This window comes from Anaeromicrobium sp., from assembly GCF_025210435.1.
Lineage (GTDB): Bacteria > Bacillota > Clostridia > Peptostreptococcales > Thermotaleaceae > Anaeromicrobium.
This window is the reverse complement of sequence record NZ_JAOART010000105.1, coordinates 1-15,030: the sequence shown is the minus strand read 5'-3', so window position 1 is coordinate 15,030 and position 15,030 is coordinate 1. Positions and strand designations below refer to the sequence as shown.

Genomic DNA, 15,030 nt, shown 5'->3' with positions numbered 1-15,030 from the left:
TGTGAGGCTAAGAAGGAGAGTGTGAAAATGAAATATTTAATTGAACCAAACGATTTAAGCTTAAGTGAAACGGAGAGAATCTTATCTTTAGCACAATCTATAATGAAGGAGCCAAGGAAATTTGCTCAAGTATGTAGGGGCAAATTAATGGCCAATCTTTTCTATGAACCTTCCACAAGAACTAGATTTAGCTTTGAAGCTGCCATGTTAAGGCTTGGTGGCAATGTAATGAATTTATCAGATATTAGTACTTCATCCCATACAAAGGGTGAGTCTATGGCAGATACTATTAAGACCATATCTTCATATAGTGACTTAATAGTTATGAGACATCCAGAGGCTGGAACTCCTAAAAAATCCATACCCCATTCTTTAGTACCAATTATAAATGCAGGTGATGGACCGAATCACCATCCTACTCAAACCTTAACGGATCTTCTAACTATCAAGGACATTAAGGGACATATATCAAATCAAACTGTTGCCTTTTGTGGAGATCTACTCTATGGAAGAACAGTCCATTCATTGGTAAAGGCACTTAGTAGATATGACCATATGAAGTTCATATTCATTTCCCCAGAAGAATTAAAAATCCCCCATTATATAAAAGAATATATAGATGAAAACTCCTATGTAGAAACTCATTCCCTAGAAGAAGTTATGGACCAAATAGACATACTTTATGTAACTCGTGTCCAAGGGGAGAGATTTGAAAATATAGAGGAATACAATAGATTAAAGGACACCTATATAATAGATCCTCCTAAATTAGAAAAGGCTAAGGAAGACATGATAATCATGCATCCACTACCTCGTGTAAATGAAATAGATACTAGGGTAGATGAGGATAAAAGGGCTGTATATTTCAATCAGGTAAGATACGGCATGTATGTGAGAATGGCTCTAATAGCAGATTTTGTAGGTGATGAACCATGTTAATAAAAGGGGTACGAGTAATAGACAAGGATAGTGACTATACAGCTAATGTATTAATAGAAGAGGGGAAAATAAAAGAAATTACCAGGTGTCATGGTGATGGAAAATTTGTGTTAATGCCAGCCTTTATAGATATGCACACCCACTTAAGGACTCCTGGGTATGAATACAAGGAAGACTTAGAAAGTGGACAAAGGGCTGCACTTAAGGGTGGATATACTACCCTATGTTCCATGGCAAATACATTGCCCGTTTGTGATAATGAAAAGACTATAGAGTATATAAAGGATGAAAGTAAAAGGATAAATCTATGTGAAGTAATTCCCGTATGTAGTGTAACTAGAAATCTAGAAGGAAAAGAAATTGTGAATATGGATAATATGATAAAGCACACGAATCTCTTTTCAGATGATGGAAATACTATATTTAGTCAAAGCATAATGAAAGATTCCTTAGAATTATCTAAGGAATATGGATTCAAAATACTAACCCATTGTCAACCGGAGGCCAAAATTATAAAAAGAGATTTAAGTCTACTTGAAGAAATAGGTGGAAATTTACACATATGTCATGTGAGTAGTAAGGAAAGTGTTGAATATATAAAAAATCATAAGGATAAGGGATTAGACTTTACTTGTGAGGTGGCACCCCATCACATATATGGTTATGATATAGATTACAAAGTAAATCCATCCTTTAGAAGTAAAGAAGATTTTAAGAGTCTAATAGAAGGAATAAAGGATGGATATATAGATATAATTGCCACAGACCATGCACCCCACAGTGAGGATGATAAAAAGAAGGGATCTCCTGGCATATCTAATATAGAAGTGGCCTTTTCCATGGTATATACATCACTTAAGAAATATGGAATAGATTTAAATAAGATAAGTGAACTAATGAGTTATAATCCTGCTAAAATACTAGGACTCAATAAAGGATTAATAAGGGTTGGAGACGACGCAGACTTAGTTTTAATAGATGTGGATGAAGAATATGAAATAGATACTAATGACTTTGTATCTAAGGGAAAAAATAACCCATTTAATAGGGAAAAGGTTAAGGGAAGAATAATTAAGACCATGAGAAAGGGACGTGTGCTTTATGATTATAGATAGATTGTGTGAAGAAGTGAAAAAATATGGGCCCGTATGTGTAGGTCTAGATACTAAAATAGAATATTTACCTGAGTATTTAAAGGATAAAAATATAAGTGATAGTGAAAAGCTGTTTGAATTCAATAGAAAGATTATAGATAATACATTAGATACGTGTGCCTGCTATAAGGTTCAAATAGCCCACTACGAATCTTTAGGGTTAGAAGGACTTAAGGCATATGCTAAAACTTTAAAGTATATAAAGGAAAATAATAAATTATCCATAGGAGATATAAAGAGGGGAGATATATTATCAACGGCTACTATGTATGCTAAAGGCCACTTTGAAGGCGAATTTGAAGCAGATTTCATAACTGTAAATCCATACATGGGTGAAGATGCCATATCTCCTTACTATGAATATATAAGATCAAAGGAAAAGGGACTCTTTGTTCTTATGAAAACATCTAATCCTTCATCCTCTGATTTTCAAGAGTTAGAAATTAAAGATGAGAAGTTATATATGGAAGTTGCTAAGAGAATAGAATCTTGGGGAAAAGAATTTACAGGAAATAGTGGATATAGCTCCATCGGAGGCGTAGTAGGTCTTACGGGAACAGGAGAGTTAATAAACATAAAAAATGAACTTAAAAATACTTTCTTCTTAATACCTGGTTATGGTGCACAAGGAGGAGACCCAAAAGTATTAAAGGAGCTTTTCAAAGACGGCATATGCGCAGTTATAAACTCATCAAGAAAGATTATAACTGCCCATAAAAATGTGGATGAAACAGAGACTTTTAGCTTGTGTGCCAGGAAGGAAACCTTGAGAATGAGGGAGGACATAGGATGGGAAAAATAATATCTAATAAAGAAATATCTCCTAATGTTTACCTAATGAAGGTAGGAGGAAATTATAAGGGGCAGATGGGACAGTTTTACATGATAAGATGTGATAATTTTCCCCTATTATCTAGACCTATAAGCATTCACAATATGGAAGAAGGTTGTATAAGTTTCTTGTATGAAGTAAAGGGTCAGGGAACGGAAATACTAAAGAACTTAAAAAAAGATGACAAAATCATACTACAAGGTCCCTATGGAAATGGATTTGAGAAAAGAGAAGGAAAAATTGCATTAATCGGTGGAGGTATGGGAATAGCTCCCCTATTCTATACGGCTAAGAGCTTAGATAATGTGGATATATATTTAGGATTTAGTGAAAGATCTTTCTTAGAAAAGGAATATGAAGGGGTATGTGAAAACCTATATATACAAGTAGGGGGATATATAACGGACATGGTTGACTTTCACAAATATGACTATATATACACTTGTGGACCTGAAAAGATGATGGAGAAAGTAACTAAAATGGGAAAAGATAAGGTATATGTATCTGTGGAAAAGCACATGGCTTGCGGAATCGGAGCATGCTTAGGATGTACTTGTGAGACTAAGGATGGAAATAAAAAGGTATGTAAGGACGGGCCAGTATTTCTAGGGGAGGATGTGTATTATGAGTAATATGGAAGTAAAGTTTTGTGATGTATTATTTAAAAATCCTCTAGTTACTGGGTCAGGAACCTTTGGATTTGGAAGGGAATATGAAAACTTTTATGATTTATCAAAACTTGGTGGAATTTCAACTAAGGGCTTAACCTTAAATCCTAAAAGTGGAAATAAGGGTCCTAGATTATATGAAACTCCTAGTGGTCTATTAAACAGTATAGGCCTTGAAAATCCAGGGGTAGATAGGTTTATAAAGGAAGAGTTACCATACATGAAAAAATTAGGTACTAACATAATTGCCAATGTGGGTGGTGCAACACTAGAAGATTATGAAAGGGCCATAGAGTTAGTATCAAAGGAAGACATAGATATAATAGAGTTAAATATATCTTGTCCAAATGTTAAAAGCGGTGGAATGATGTTTGGTCTAGATGAAGTATCCACAGGGAAGATAGTTAAAAGAATAAGAAGTATTACTAAAAAGCCCTTAGTAGTAAAATTATCTCCTAATGCAGAAAATATAATAAGGTGTGCACAAGCTTGTGAAGGAGAAGGAGCAGACGGAGTAAGTCTTGTAAATACCTTTAAGGGAATGGCCATAGACATAAAAAGTAGAAAAAAGGTATTTGAAAACACTTATGCAGGATTATCAGGCCCTGCCATAAAGCCCCTAGCCCTAAGGATGGTTCACGAGGTAAGTAAGAATGTTAATATCCCCATAATAGGTATGGGTGGAATAATGAATTATAAGGACGCCATAGAATTTATCATGGCAGGAGCAACCCTAGTATCCATAGGAACGGCTAATTTTATAAACCCTAATATGGGAGAAATAATAGTAAATGATTTAAAAGAATTTATGGAAAAAGAAAATATAAAGAGTTTTGAAGAGATAATAGGAATTATATAAAACAAGGAGGATTTCACATGGATAAGGTTATGGATATATTAAAGAGATCAGAGGCATTACTAGAGGGACATTTTTTATTATCATCAGGAAAGCACTCTAATAGGTATGTACAATGTGCTAGAGCTCTAAAGGACACAAGGGATGGAGAAGCCTTAGGAAAAATAATAGGAGAGAAGGTAGCAGATTTAGATATAGATTTAGTAGTAGGTCCTGCCATGGGAGGAGTAATCATTGCCTATGAGGTAGGAAGAGCCCTTGGTAAGGAATCTATATTCACAGAGAGAAAAGACAACATTATGACTTTAAGACGTGGATTTGAAATTAAAGAGGGACAAAGGATTTTAATAGTAGAAGACGTGGTAACTACAGGAAAGTCTACCCTAGAAGTAAAGAAACTTTTAGAGGAACTAGGGGGAGTAGTAGTGGGAGTTGGGTGCATAGTAGATAGAAGAAGCACAGATATTGATTTAAACATGCCTGTGTATAGTGCAATCAAGTTAGAAATAGAAAGTTATGATAAGGACAATTGTCCCTTATGTAATGATGGCGTAGAACTTTATCAACCAGGAAGTAGGAAAATTGGTTAGCAGTAGGCAGTCAGTAGTTCGCAGCGAAAAAAGATTTGAAAAGATAGAATGAAAACAATACAATTGTAACAGCTAACAGCTAACAGCTAACAGCTAAAACGAAACTTTAATTTAGTCCAGAGAGGCTAGAAAGGAGACATGTATGAAAGCTAAATTAATACTTGAAAATGGAATTGTACTTGAAGGCAAAGCCTTTGGGTACTTAAAGGAAAGTGTAGGAGAGGTAGTATTTAATACGGGAATGACAGGATATCAGGAGGTATTAACGGACCCATCTTATTATGGACAGATTGTAACCATGACTTACCCCTTAATAGGGAATTATGGAATAAACCTAGAAGATATGCAGTCAAATTCTCCAAAGGTTAAAGGCTTTATTGTAAGGGAACAATGTGATTATCCAAATAATTATAGATGTGAAATTAAGTTAGATGATTATCTAAAAACTAATAAAATAATAGGGATTGAAGGAATAGATACTAGATATCTAACTAAAATCCTTAGAAGTAGTGGAACCATGAGGGGAATCATAGCCCTAAGGGAACTTAGTGAAAGTCAAATAAAGAATAAATTAGAGAATTTTTCTAATAAAGAGGCTGTAAATAATGTGACTACTAAGGAAGCATACACTATAGATGGTAATGGTAAGCATGTGGCCATATGGGACTTTGGAATAAAGCAAAATATAATAGACTCTTTCTTAGAAAGAGATTGTAAAGTGACAGTCTTTCCTGCCCATGCTAAGGGGGAAGACATATTAAAGACAAATGCAGATTACGTATTTTTATCTAATGGACCGGGAGACCCAGAAGATTTAACAGATATAATAGAAAATATAAAAAAGGTAATAGGAAAGATGCCTATAATAGGTATATGTTTAGGTCATCAATTGTTGGCCTTATGTTTAGGAGGTAAAACTTCTAAGCTAAAGTTTGGCCATAGGGGATGCAACCATCCTGTTAAAGATTTAGAGGAGAACAAAGTTTATATAACAAGTCAAAATCATGGATATTATGTGAGTAAACTACCAGAGAATATGAAAATAACTCATGTGAGTTTAAATGATAATACCATTGAGGGAATGAGACATGAATTCCTTCCCATATTCAGTGTTCAATTTCATCCAGAGGCTAGCCCAGGACCTAGTGATATGAATTATATATTTGATAAGTTCTTATTGAGTGCTTAAAAAAAAGTGTGAAGTAAGCAGAGGTTTTTGTGAGCCTACTTCAGGAAACTATATGGGAGGAAATGAATATGAGTATAAATTTAAATATAAAAAAGGTATTAGTAATAGGATCAGGTCCAATCGTAATAGGTCAGGCTGCAGAGTTTGACTACTCAGGGACTCAAGCTTGTCAGGGGCTTAAAGAGGAAGGCATAGAGGTAGTTTTAGTTAATAGTAATCCTGCTACCATAATGACGGATAAGGAAGTGGCAGATAGGGTATATATAGAACCTCTTGAAGTAGGGGTAATAGAAAAGATCATAGAAAAGGAAAGACCAGATGGATTAATAGCAGGTATGGGAGGTCAAACGGGACTTAATCTTGCAGTAGAATTAAGTGACAAGGGAATACTTGAGAAGTACAATGTGAAGGTTTTAGGTACTTCCATAGAGAGTATTAAAAAGGGTGAAGATAGGGAACTATTTAGGAATTTAATGAAAGAAATAAATGAGCCCGTAATAGAGAGTGAAATAGTAAATGATTTAGACAAAGCTTTAGAATTTGCCATGAAGGAAGGATATCCATTAGTTGTAAGACCAGCATACACTATGGGTGGTGCTGGTGGTGGAATCGCCGAGAATGAGGAAGAATTAATGTCTATTGTAAAAAGTGGATTGTTATTAAGTCCAGTTAAACAAGTTTTAGTTGAAAAGTGTATAAGAGGCTGGAAAGAAATAGAATATGAAGTTATGAGAGATAGGTTAGGTAATAAAATAAGTGTTTGTAATATGGAAAATATAGACCCAGTAGGAATTCATACGGGAGATAGCATAGTAGTGGCACCTAGTCAGACCCTAGCAGATAAGGAATATCAAATGCTTAGGAACTCAGCCCTTAAAATATTAGAAGCAGTAGGTGTACAAGGGGGATGTAATGTACAATTTGCCCTTCATCCAGATTCTAAGGAATATGTAATAATTGAAATAAATCCAAGGGTAAGCCGTTCATCAGCCCTAGCTTCTAAGGCCACAGGGTACCCAATAGCTAAGGTTGCAGCTAAAATAGCCCTAGGATATACTTTAGATGAAATTAAAAACTCTGTAACAGAAAAGACCTATGCATGTTTTGAACCAAGTCTAGATTATGTGGTAGTAAAAATACCAAAATGGCCCTTTGATAAATTTAAAGATGCTAACAAGAGACTAGGAACTAAAATGATGGCCACAGGGGAAGTAATGGCCATAGGAAATAATCTTGAATCTGCTTTTCTAAAGGCAGTAAGATCTTTAGAAATAGGGAGATACTCTTTGGTAGATGAAGAATATTCAGATATTAGCTTACAAGAATTAAAAGAAAAAATCCAAGTTCCTGATGATGAGAGAATATTTTACATTTGTGAAATGATAAGAAGAGCTTATAGAGTAGAAAAGGTAGCAGAAATAACTGGAATAGATAAATTCTTTGTTAAGAAATTAAAAAATATTATAGATGAAGAAGAAACTCTAAGAGAAATGAATATGGAAGATTTAACAGAAGAAAAGTTATATTATCTAAAGAAAATAGGTTTTTCTGATAAGGCATTAGGAAAACTATTAAAGGTAGAAACGGATAGTATATACCAAATGAGATTAGAATTAGGGATAGTACCTGCATATAAAATGGTAGATACTTGTGCGGCAGAGTTTGAAGCCCTATCACCTTATTACTATTCAACTTATGATAAATATGATGAAGTGGTAGTAAGTGACAAAAAGAAAGTAGTAGTTGTAGGATCAGGACCCATAAGAATAGGTCAAGGAATCGAATTTGACTATTGTAGTGTACATTCCATATTAGCCCTTAAAAAATTAGGATATGAAACTATTATAATAAATAACAACCCAGAGACTGTTAGTACAGACTTTAATATATCTGACAAATTATATTTTGAGCCTTTAACAGAAGAGGACGTACTAAATATAATAGACAAGGAAAAGCCAGAGGGGGTTATACTACAGTTTGGAGGTCAAACTTCTATAAAATTAGCTAAGTTTTTAAATGAAAAGAATGTGAAAATATTAGGAACTAGTTATGACAACATAGATAGAGCAGAAGATAGGGAAAGATTCGAGGAATTATTAGATGACCTAGATATAAATAGACCTAAGGGAAAGGCAGTATTTTCCACAAAAGATGGACTGTTAGAAGGTGAGAAATTAGGTTATCCCCTTTTAGTAAGACCATCCTATGTACTAGGTGGAATGGGTATGGAAATTACTCATAATCCACAGGAACTTGAGAAATACTTGGAAAATGCCTTTAAAAGGGATAAAAAGAATCCTGTCTTAATAGATAAGTATTTAGTGGGAAAAGAAATAGAGATAGATGCCATTTGTGATGGAGATCATATACTGATTCCAGGTATAATGGAACATCTAGAGAGGGCAGGAGTTCACTCAGGAGACAGTATCACCATATTCCCAAGTAATGACATAAATGATCATATTAAAAATAAAATAATAGAGTATACTGAAAAAATAGGTAAGGGCTTAAATGCTAAGGGTATGATAAATATTCAGTTTATAGAAAGTAACAATGAATTATATGTAATAGAAGTAAATCCACGCTCAAGTAGAACGGTGCCCTATATAAGTAAAGTAAGTGATGTACCCGTAATAGACATAGCTACTAGGGTAGTCATGGGACAAAAGCTAAAGGATTTAGAATATGGAATAGGTTTATATAAGAGACCTGAATTAATATCTGTAAAAGTGCCCGTATTTTCTACTAGTAAATTACCAGATGTGGAAGTTTCCTTAGGACCTGAAATGAGATCAACAGGAGAAGTCCTAGGTGTGGGAAGAACATTAGAAGAAGCCCTATACAAGGGGTTCTTAGGAGCTAACTTCAATATGAAGTGTGAAAAGAAAAAAGTATTGGCCACTGTAAAGGATGAAGACAAGGGGGAGTTCCTAGAAATAGCTAAGCTTTTAGACAAACTAGGATATGAATTTATATCCACTAGTAAGACCTATGAATTGTTAAAAACTAACAATTTGAGTGTGCAAAAAGTGGATAAACTAAAGGAATCCGATGAGCTATTAACTCTTATAAACAAAGATGAAATTCACATGGTAATAAATACCCCTACAAAGGGAAATGATTCTAAGCGTGATGGATTTAAAATAAGAAGAAAGGCCATTGAGTCTAATGTAAATATATTCACATGTATAGATACATTCAGGGCCTATGTGGAAGTATTAGAATTTAATAAGGATAGTTTGAAAGTATTTAACTTATAAGATTAAGGCGTAGGTTATCCAAATAATATAAAAAAATAATTTAAATAACAGCTAAGATAAAAAGTTAGAAATTTGAAGAAAATTCTCTTCAATATTTCTAACTTTTTTATTTTGTCTTATAAAAATAATGAAAAATGGGACTTTAGACATATTGCATTATACACATAAGTTGGTAAAATCTTAAACATGAAATATGGTATTTACTGTAATAATTTCTGTTTTTATAAATATAAAGAATATATTGGAATTTATATTAATTTAGTAGAAGAAACTTTCGCTTATGATAAATATGAAAAAAGAGCGAAGGCTAGAAGGAACTAGATAAAGTGAAAAGGCAACTCTTTTAATAATTAGTGGAGTTGTCTTTTTATCATATATAGAAGATGAAGAATTATATTCTATATTGGACATAGGGGTGATTCATGGGATTATGTAAGGATTGATACATAATGTGTGAAAGCTTGTTTCATGAGGGGGGGCAATAAGGTGAATAAAAATACGAGTGGTGTGGATATTGAACTGGGGAAAATAAGAAAACGGATTGAATTTTTATGGGATTCAAATAAATTAGAATTATTAATAGAAGAAGGAAAAAACTTATTAAGTATAGATCCAGAAGACGAGTATGGATTATATATGCTAGCACAGGCATATAAAAAACTAAAGAAAATAGATGAGGCAGAGGCGGTTATATTAGAATATTTAAAGAGATATGAAGAGGATCCTAATGGACATGTTTTATACGGTGATATATTGCAAGAAATGAATGAGTATAAGAAGGCAGAGAAAGAATTTCAAAGGGCAATAGACTTAGATCCAGATGAGGATTCCTATTATATTAAGTTAGCTATCAATCTAATGATTCATGATAATGAAAATTTACCAAAGTGTATAAAATTAGCAGAAAAAGCCGTATCAATAAGTCCTAATAATGGAATAAACCATTCCTATTTAGCAGAACTATATTTTAATGATAAAAGATTATATGATGCACAAAGGGAGGTTATGAAAGGATTAGAATTAGCATCTGATCATCATATGGTCCATGATCAATATGGAAGAATCCAATATGAATTTGGAAATATTCATTTGGCTCAAAAACATTTTGAGGAACTATTTCGAATGAATCCAGACTTTGAAGCACATAGAAATTGGCTAAATGATATAAATTATTTTAAGGAAAACATGGACGAGTATTTAGAAGATCGTATAAAATACTTATCAAGTGCAGCCAAAGCATATCCAGAGGATAAAATAGTATACTTACTCCTTTCTAAAGCTTATTTTAAAATTGGAAAAAAGGATAAGGCATTGGCCCAGTGGAATAAGCATTTGCTAGTAAATCCAGAAAATACACATATTGAAATAGATTTTGTTAGAAGGCTTATTGAGGAAGTTAGGCCAGCCTATGTTCGTTATTATTTGGACAAATTAAAGGCGAAAGGTTCTGACAATAAGAATGTTCAGATTCATATGGATTATATTTACAATCATACTAATTTTGAGGATAAACTTAAAAAAGATATTCGTAAGGGAACCATTTATATGTGTCTTACCCATGGAACTCTTATTACTTTATTTTTTTATATATGGGACTACTTGGAAAAATTGTGGAAATAAAAGTATATATTATAAGAAATTACTATTTGGTAAATTATTATAAACCTAGGGGGAAATAAAATGGATGAATTACAGGTGTTGATTAAGGCACTTGAAGTAAGTGCTGATAATTCTATTCTTAGAAGTCATGTGGCAAAGCTTCAATTTGAAGGAGAAAGATATGAAGAAGCCTATGAAAATTATAAAATTATATATGATCAAGAAAATGACTTAGAATCATTAGAAGGTATGTTAAAAAGCTTATTAGAATTAGAAGATTATGAAGAAGCATTGGAGATAGTAGAGGATGAAATAGAGGAAAGACAAAACTGGGCCTTTGGGTACAAGGTACTCTCAGAGTGTTTATATGATGAAGAAGAATATGAAGAAGCTAAGACGTATTATGAAAAGGCAGTGGAATTAGACACAAATTTAAGGGATGAAGAATTTTATGAAGAACTATTAAATCATACTGGAAAAGAAAAAGTGCCCCTAAAGGTGATTAATTTTTCAGCAGGAGAGGAAATAGATGGAGAATTTGAAAAACCTAAAATTAACTTTGAAAATGTTGCAGGTCTAGAAGATGTAAAGGAGAGTATTCGTTCCAACATTATTTTTCCCCTGCAAAATCCTGAAATCTATAGAGCCTATGGAAAATCTGCTGGAGGAGGAATATTATTATATGGGCCTCCTGGGTGTGGGAAAACTTTCATATCCATGGCAACAGCTGGAGAATGTAATGCCCACTTTGTGAGCATTTCTATTACGGATATTTTAGATATGTATTTAGGCGAAAGTGAGAAGAATCTTCATACCCTATTTGAAACAGCTAGGTTAAAAGCACCATCCATCATATTTATTGATGAAATAGATGCAATTGGAAGTAGTAGACAGGGAATGAAAAATCAAACAAGCCGTACCCTAACTAATCAGTTGTTAATAGAGCTAGATAGCACTAGAAATAACAATGAAAACTTACTGGTTATTGGAGCTACTAATATGCCCTGGTATGTGGATTCAGCAATAAGACGTCCAGGAAGGTTTGATAGAATTCAATTTATTCCACCACCAGATACAGCTGCTAGGATAGAGATTCTTAAGCTACATTTAAAGGATAGACCCTGTGAAGATATAGATTATACCTTCTTAGCTAAAAAGATGAAAAACTATTCAGGTGCAGATATAAAGGGGGTCTGTGATTTTGCTAGTGATAGAGCTATTAAAAAGGCCATGAAAGCTGGAAAAATAGTGCCCATTAATACGGATGATTTATTAAGTGGAATTAGGATTTTGAAACCATCTACCATAGAGTGGTTGAAAACAGCAAAAAATTATGCCACATATAGTAACCAAAGTGGTATTTATGATGAGATATTAGAATACTTTGAAAAAAATAAATAGTAAAAGGGGGAGGAACATATATTGTGATGAAAGAGACAAGTAGTATAGATATTGAAATAAAAAAAATAAGAAAACGTATTGAATTTTTATCAAATGTGGGAAAAATAGAATCGGTAGTGGAAGAAGCAAAAAATTTATTAAGTATGGACCCACAAGACAAGTACGGATTATATATGTTAGCAGAAGCATATGAAAATCTAGATAAGATGGATATGGCAGAAACTGTAATATTAGAATATTTAAAAAAATACCAGGAAGATGATTGCGCCCACGCCTTATATGGACGCATATTACAAAGTAAGAGGCAGTTTAAGGAGGCAATAGAAGAATTCCATAGGGCAATAGATATAGATCCAAATGACCCAGACCATTACTTTAAGTTAGGTCTGTGTTTAATCGGGCAAAATGAGGATAATTTATTTAAATCCATAGAAATATTAGAAAAAAGTATAGAAATAGATCCCCAATTTGCCCTAGGCCATAGCTTTTTAGGTATCCTATACTTTTTTGCAAAAAGATTAGACGATGCCCAAAGAGAAGCTAGAAAGGCCATAGAACTAGACCCACAACATTGTATGCCCCATGAGCAATATGCAATTATACAGTATGAATTTGGAAATATTCATGAAGCCCAAAGACATGTGAAAGAAATATTGAGAATAAATCCAAATGATAAGGGTAATCAAAGACGTTTAGAGAACATAGAGTACTTTAAAGAAAATATGCAGGAGTATTTAGAAGATAGGATAGATATGTTAAAAGATATAGCTAAAGAATGTCCAAAGGAAAAAAAGGTACATCTACTCCTTGCTAAAGCCTATTTTGAAATTGGAGAAGAAGAAAAGAGTTTTAAAGAATTTAACAAACATTTAAAATTAAAGGAAGAGTGTACAAATGAAGATTTAGAGTTTATGGATTTATTAGTTGAAAAAGTAGAGTCTAGTGAACTGTTTCTTTATTTTACTAAATTAAAAGGGTATAATCCTAAAAATAAAACTCTTCAGGAATATATAGAAAAAATTTTTGAAGATAGTGATTTTAAGGAAAAACTTAAAACACCTCTAATAAGTAAAGTAATATATGTTTTTTATACGATTTTCAAATGGTGTATAGTTGCAAAGCTTGCCATATTCTTATATATATGGATAACAAAAGTATAAAAGGAGAGGCATGCCTCTCCTTTAAATTATAATAGGGGATTTATCAAGATAATCTAGCATCTCATTAATTTGTTTATTGTAATAATAAGATTTTTCTTTCGTATAGTATGTGGAAGCTTCTGTAAGTGCTTCTCTAGATTTTTTTAAATCATCTTCTAGCTTATCAAGTATAAATAAATCAAAATATGCTTTTCCAATATGAAATTTTACAGAGACATAATAGTCCATAAAAAATCTCTTCGTATGCTTATTTATATTATTACTACAGTAAAAAATAGAATTATTTAGCATTTCTATGGCCTTGTCCTTAGTAGCTTTATCATTATTTATTTCGTACAATTTTCTTAGTATGGATCCCCTTCGATTATTGATATAAGCTTGATCTTCTAATGAATTTATTTTACAGGATAGCTCGTAGGCGTAATCTAATGATTCTAATGATTTTTGCAGATGTTCCTTCTTACTATAAATGGATGATAGGATTTCATAGGTATAGCCAATCCTTGAGTAAATAGAAATATTAAAATTATCATCTTCAATATTTTTTTCTTCTAATGCATTTTTAAAAATGTCTATTGCCTCTTCTAAGGATTCTTCATTATTTTCCCAATAACCTAAATAGTAATGGCATAAGCCTAGATGTAGCATAAGTATTGGGACATTTTTACTAATGTTTTTTCGAAAAGCTATTTTAATATTTTCCTCAAAAAGTGTGATGGATTCTTTTAATTTTTCCAAATCCCCATGGGAAAGTCCTAAATTTAAAAGGCATAATGCCTTTGAAAAAATGCACTTGTAGTATATTTTGTTTTTTTTGTTCCCTTTTAATTTTGGAACCTTTTTACTAAGTATTTTATCCAATTCCTTTAATGATTTTTCGTACTTTTGATTGGATACTTGATTTTCTATACGACTTACTCTACTGGATAAATTATTAGGCATACGCCTATAAACTAATATGCATAATATTATAATGGCCATTCCCCACATTCCATACTCTATAGGACTCCAAAAGATTCTTATAATGGCTGTAATACTGTAAAATAGTAGAACAAAAATTAAACCTAAAAAACCCCAAGTACTACCCATTAAATCATATGATTTTTTTAGAATTACTTTTAACAACATACTTTATTTCCCTCCCCACATGTCTAAAACAATATAAAGTATACCACTTAGAACTAAAATTTGGAAGTGAATAACTCATATAAATTTCTGGTGTATAAACTTGCTTTATGTGGGCCTATTTCAGGAAAATATATTGAAAATCTTTTCCACCCAAGTCCTTGTCACAAGCGAAAGTGTGAATCTTCGTAGATAGGTTCATGAGTCATGTTGGAGTAGCATAGGATGTTGTGACGTTCCAGGGTTCCAAAGATTTT

12 protein-coding genes are annotated in these 15,030 nt (G+C 32.7%); 11 read left to right on the top strand and 1 reads right to left on the bottom strand.

What is annotated here, in order from left to right; translation table 11 throughout:
* The first annotated feature begins 27 nt into the window (after positions 1–27).
* The 11 genes from pyrB (at position 28) to N4A57_RS12940 (ending at position 13,648) form a co-directional block, all read left to right on the top strand.
* Positions 28–939: an aspartate carbamoyltransferase gene (gene pyrB / locus N4A57_RS12990; RefSeq protein ID WP_293658423.1), complete on the top strand. Its 912-nt coding sequence runs from the start codon at positions 28–30 to the stop codon at positions 937–939.
* The gene (locus N4A57_RS12985) at positions 933–2,054 is read left to right on the top strand and encodes a dihydroorotase (RefSeq protein WP_293658422.1); all 1,122 of its coding nucleotides are present in this window, start codon (positions 933–935) and stop codon (positions 2,052–2,054) included. Before pyrB ends, N4A57_RS12985 begins: the two co-directional genes overlap by 7 nt.
* Positions 2,041–2,895, top strand: a complete 855-nt coding sequence (gene pyrF, locus N4A57_RS12980) for an orotidine-5'-phosphate decarboxylase (RefSeq protein ID WP_293658421.1) — start codon at positions 2,041–2,043, stop codon at positions 2,893–2,895. Before N4A57_RS12985 ends, pyrF begins: the two co-directional genes overlap by 14 nt.
* The gene (locus N4A57_RS12975) at positions 2,883–3,557 is read left to right on the top strand and encodes a dihydroorotate dehydrogenase electron transfer subunit (RefSeq protein ID WP_293658420.1); all 675 of its coding nucleotides are present in this window, start codon (positions 2,883–2,885) and stop codon (positions 3,555–3,557) included. Before pyrF ends, N4A57_RS12975 begins: the two co-directional genes overlap by 13 nt.
* Positions 3,550–4,452 carry a dihydroorotate dehydrogenase gene (locus tag N4A57_RS12970; protein WP_293658419.1) on the top strand — a complete coding sequence of 301 codons (903 nt, stop codon included), beginning with the start codon at positions 3,550–3,552 and terminating at the stop codon, positions 4,450–4,452. The genes N4A57_RS12975 and N4A57_RS12970 overlap by 8 nt, the downstream gene beginning before the upstream one ends.
* Before the next feature lie 17 nt (positions 4,453–4,469).
* Positions 4,470–5,039, top strand: a complete 570-nt coding sequence (pyrE, locus tag N4A57_RS12965; protein ID WP_293658418.1) for an orotate phosphoribosyltransferase — start codon at positions 4,470–4,472, stop codon at positions 5,037–5,039.
* 142 nt (positions 5,040–5,181) lie between these two features.
* Positions 5,182–6,228, top strand: coding sequence for a glutamine-hydrolyzing carbamoyl-phosphate synthase small subunit (gene carA / locus N4A57_RS12960; RefSeq protein ID WP_293658417.1), 1,047 nt, complete (start codon positions 5,182–5,184; stop codon positions 6,226–6,228).
* Between the two features lie 68 nt (positions 6,229–6,296).
* Complete coding sequence (carB, locus tag N4A57_RS12955) at positions 6,297–9,488, top strand: carbamoyl-phosphate synthase large subunit (RefSeq protein ID WP_293658416.1); 3,192 nt, start codon at positions 6,297–6,299, stop codon at positions 9,486–9,488.
* A gap of 486 nt (positions 9,489–9,974) precedes the next feature.
* On the top strand, positions 9,975–11,108 hold the full coding sequence (locus tag N4A57_RS12950) for a tetratricopeptide repeat protein (protein WP_293658415.1): 1,134 nt from the start codon (positions 9,975–9,977) through the stop codon (positions 11,106–11,108).
* A 60-nt stretch (positions 11,109–11,168) separates the two neighbouring features.
* Positions 11,169–12,488 carry an AAA family ATPase gene (locus N4A57_RS12945; RefSeq protein ID WP_293658414.1) on the top strand — a complete coding sequence of 440 codons (1,320 nt, stop codon included), beginning with the start codon at positions 11,169–11,171 and terminating at the stop codon, positions 12,486–12,488.
* 26 nt (positions 12,489–12,514) lie between these two features.
* Positions 12,515–13,648: a tetratricopeptide repeat protein gene (locus N4A57_RS12940; RefSeq protein WP_293658461.1), complete on the top strand. Its 1,134-nt coding sequence runs from the start codon at positions 12,515–12,517 to the stop codon at positions 13,646–13,648.
* Positions 13,649–13,669: 21 nt separating this feature from the next.
* Here N4A57_RS12940 and N4A57_RS12935 read toward each other — a convergent pair whose 3' ends face one another.
* Positions 13,670–14,776, bottom strand: a complete 1,107-nt coding sequence (locus N4A57_RS12935; RefSeq protein ID WP_293658413.1) for a hypothetical protein — start codon at positions 14,774–14,776, stop codon at positions 13,670–13,672.
* Positions 14,777–15,030 lie beyond the last annotated feature (254 nt).

Excerpts from the sequence above, each read along its gene's own strand:
- N4A57_RS12945 (WP_293658414.1), top strand. The coding sequence starts at position 11,169 with ATGGATGAATTACAGGTGTTGATTAAGGCACTTGAAGTAAGTGCTGAT.
- N4A57_RS12970 (WP_293658419.1), top strand. The coding sequence starts at position 3,550 with ATGAGTAATATGGAAGTAAAGTTTTGTGATGTATTATTTAAAAATCCT.
- pyrF (WP_293658421.1), top strand. The coding sequence starts at position 2,041 with ATGATTATAGATAGATTGTGTGAAGAAGTGAAAAAATATGGGCCCGTA.
- N4A57_RS12935 (WP_293658413.1), bottom strand. The coding sequence starts at position 14,776 with ATGTTGTTAAAAGTAATTCTAAAAAAATCATATGATTTAATGGGTAGT.
- pyrB (WP_293658423.1), top strand. The coding sequence starts at position 28 with ATGAAATATTTAATTGAACCAAACGATTTAAGCTTAAGTGAAACGGAG.
- carA (WP_293658417.1), top strand. The coding sequence starts at position 5,182 with ATGAAAGCTAAATTAATACTTGAAAATGGAATTGTACTTGAAGGCAAA.
- carB (WP_293658416.1), top strand. The coding sequence starts at position 6,297 with ATGAGTATAAATTTAAATATAAAAAAGGTATTAGTAATAGGATCAGGT.
- N4A57_RS12985 (WP_293658422.1), top strand. The coding sequence starts at position 933 with ATGTTAATAAAAGGGGTACGAGTAATAGACAAGGATAGTGACTATACA.
- pyrE (WP_293658418.1), top strand. The coding sequence starts at position 4,470 with ATGGATAAGGTTATGGATATATTAAAGAGATCAGAGGCATTACTAGAG.
- N4A57_RS12940 (WP_293658461.1), top strand. The coding sequence starts at position 12,515 with ATGAAAGAGACAAGTAGTATAGATATTGAAATAAAAAAAATAAGAAAA.
- N4A57_RS12975 (WP_293658420.1), top strand. The coding sequence starts at position 2,883 with ATGGGAAAAATAATATCTAATAAAGAAATATCTCCTAATGTTTACCTA.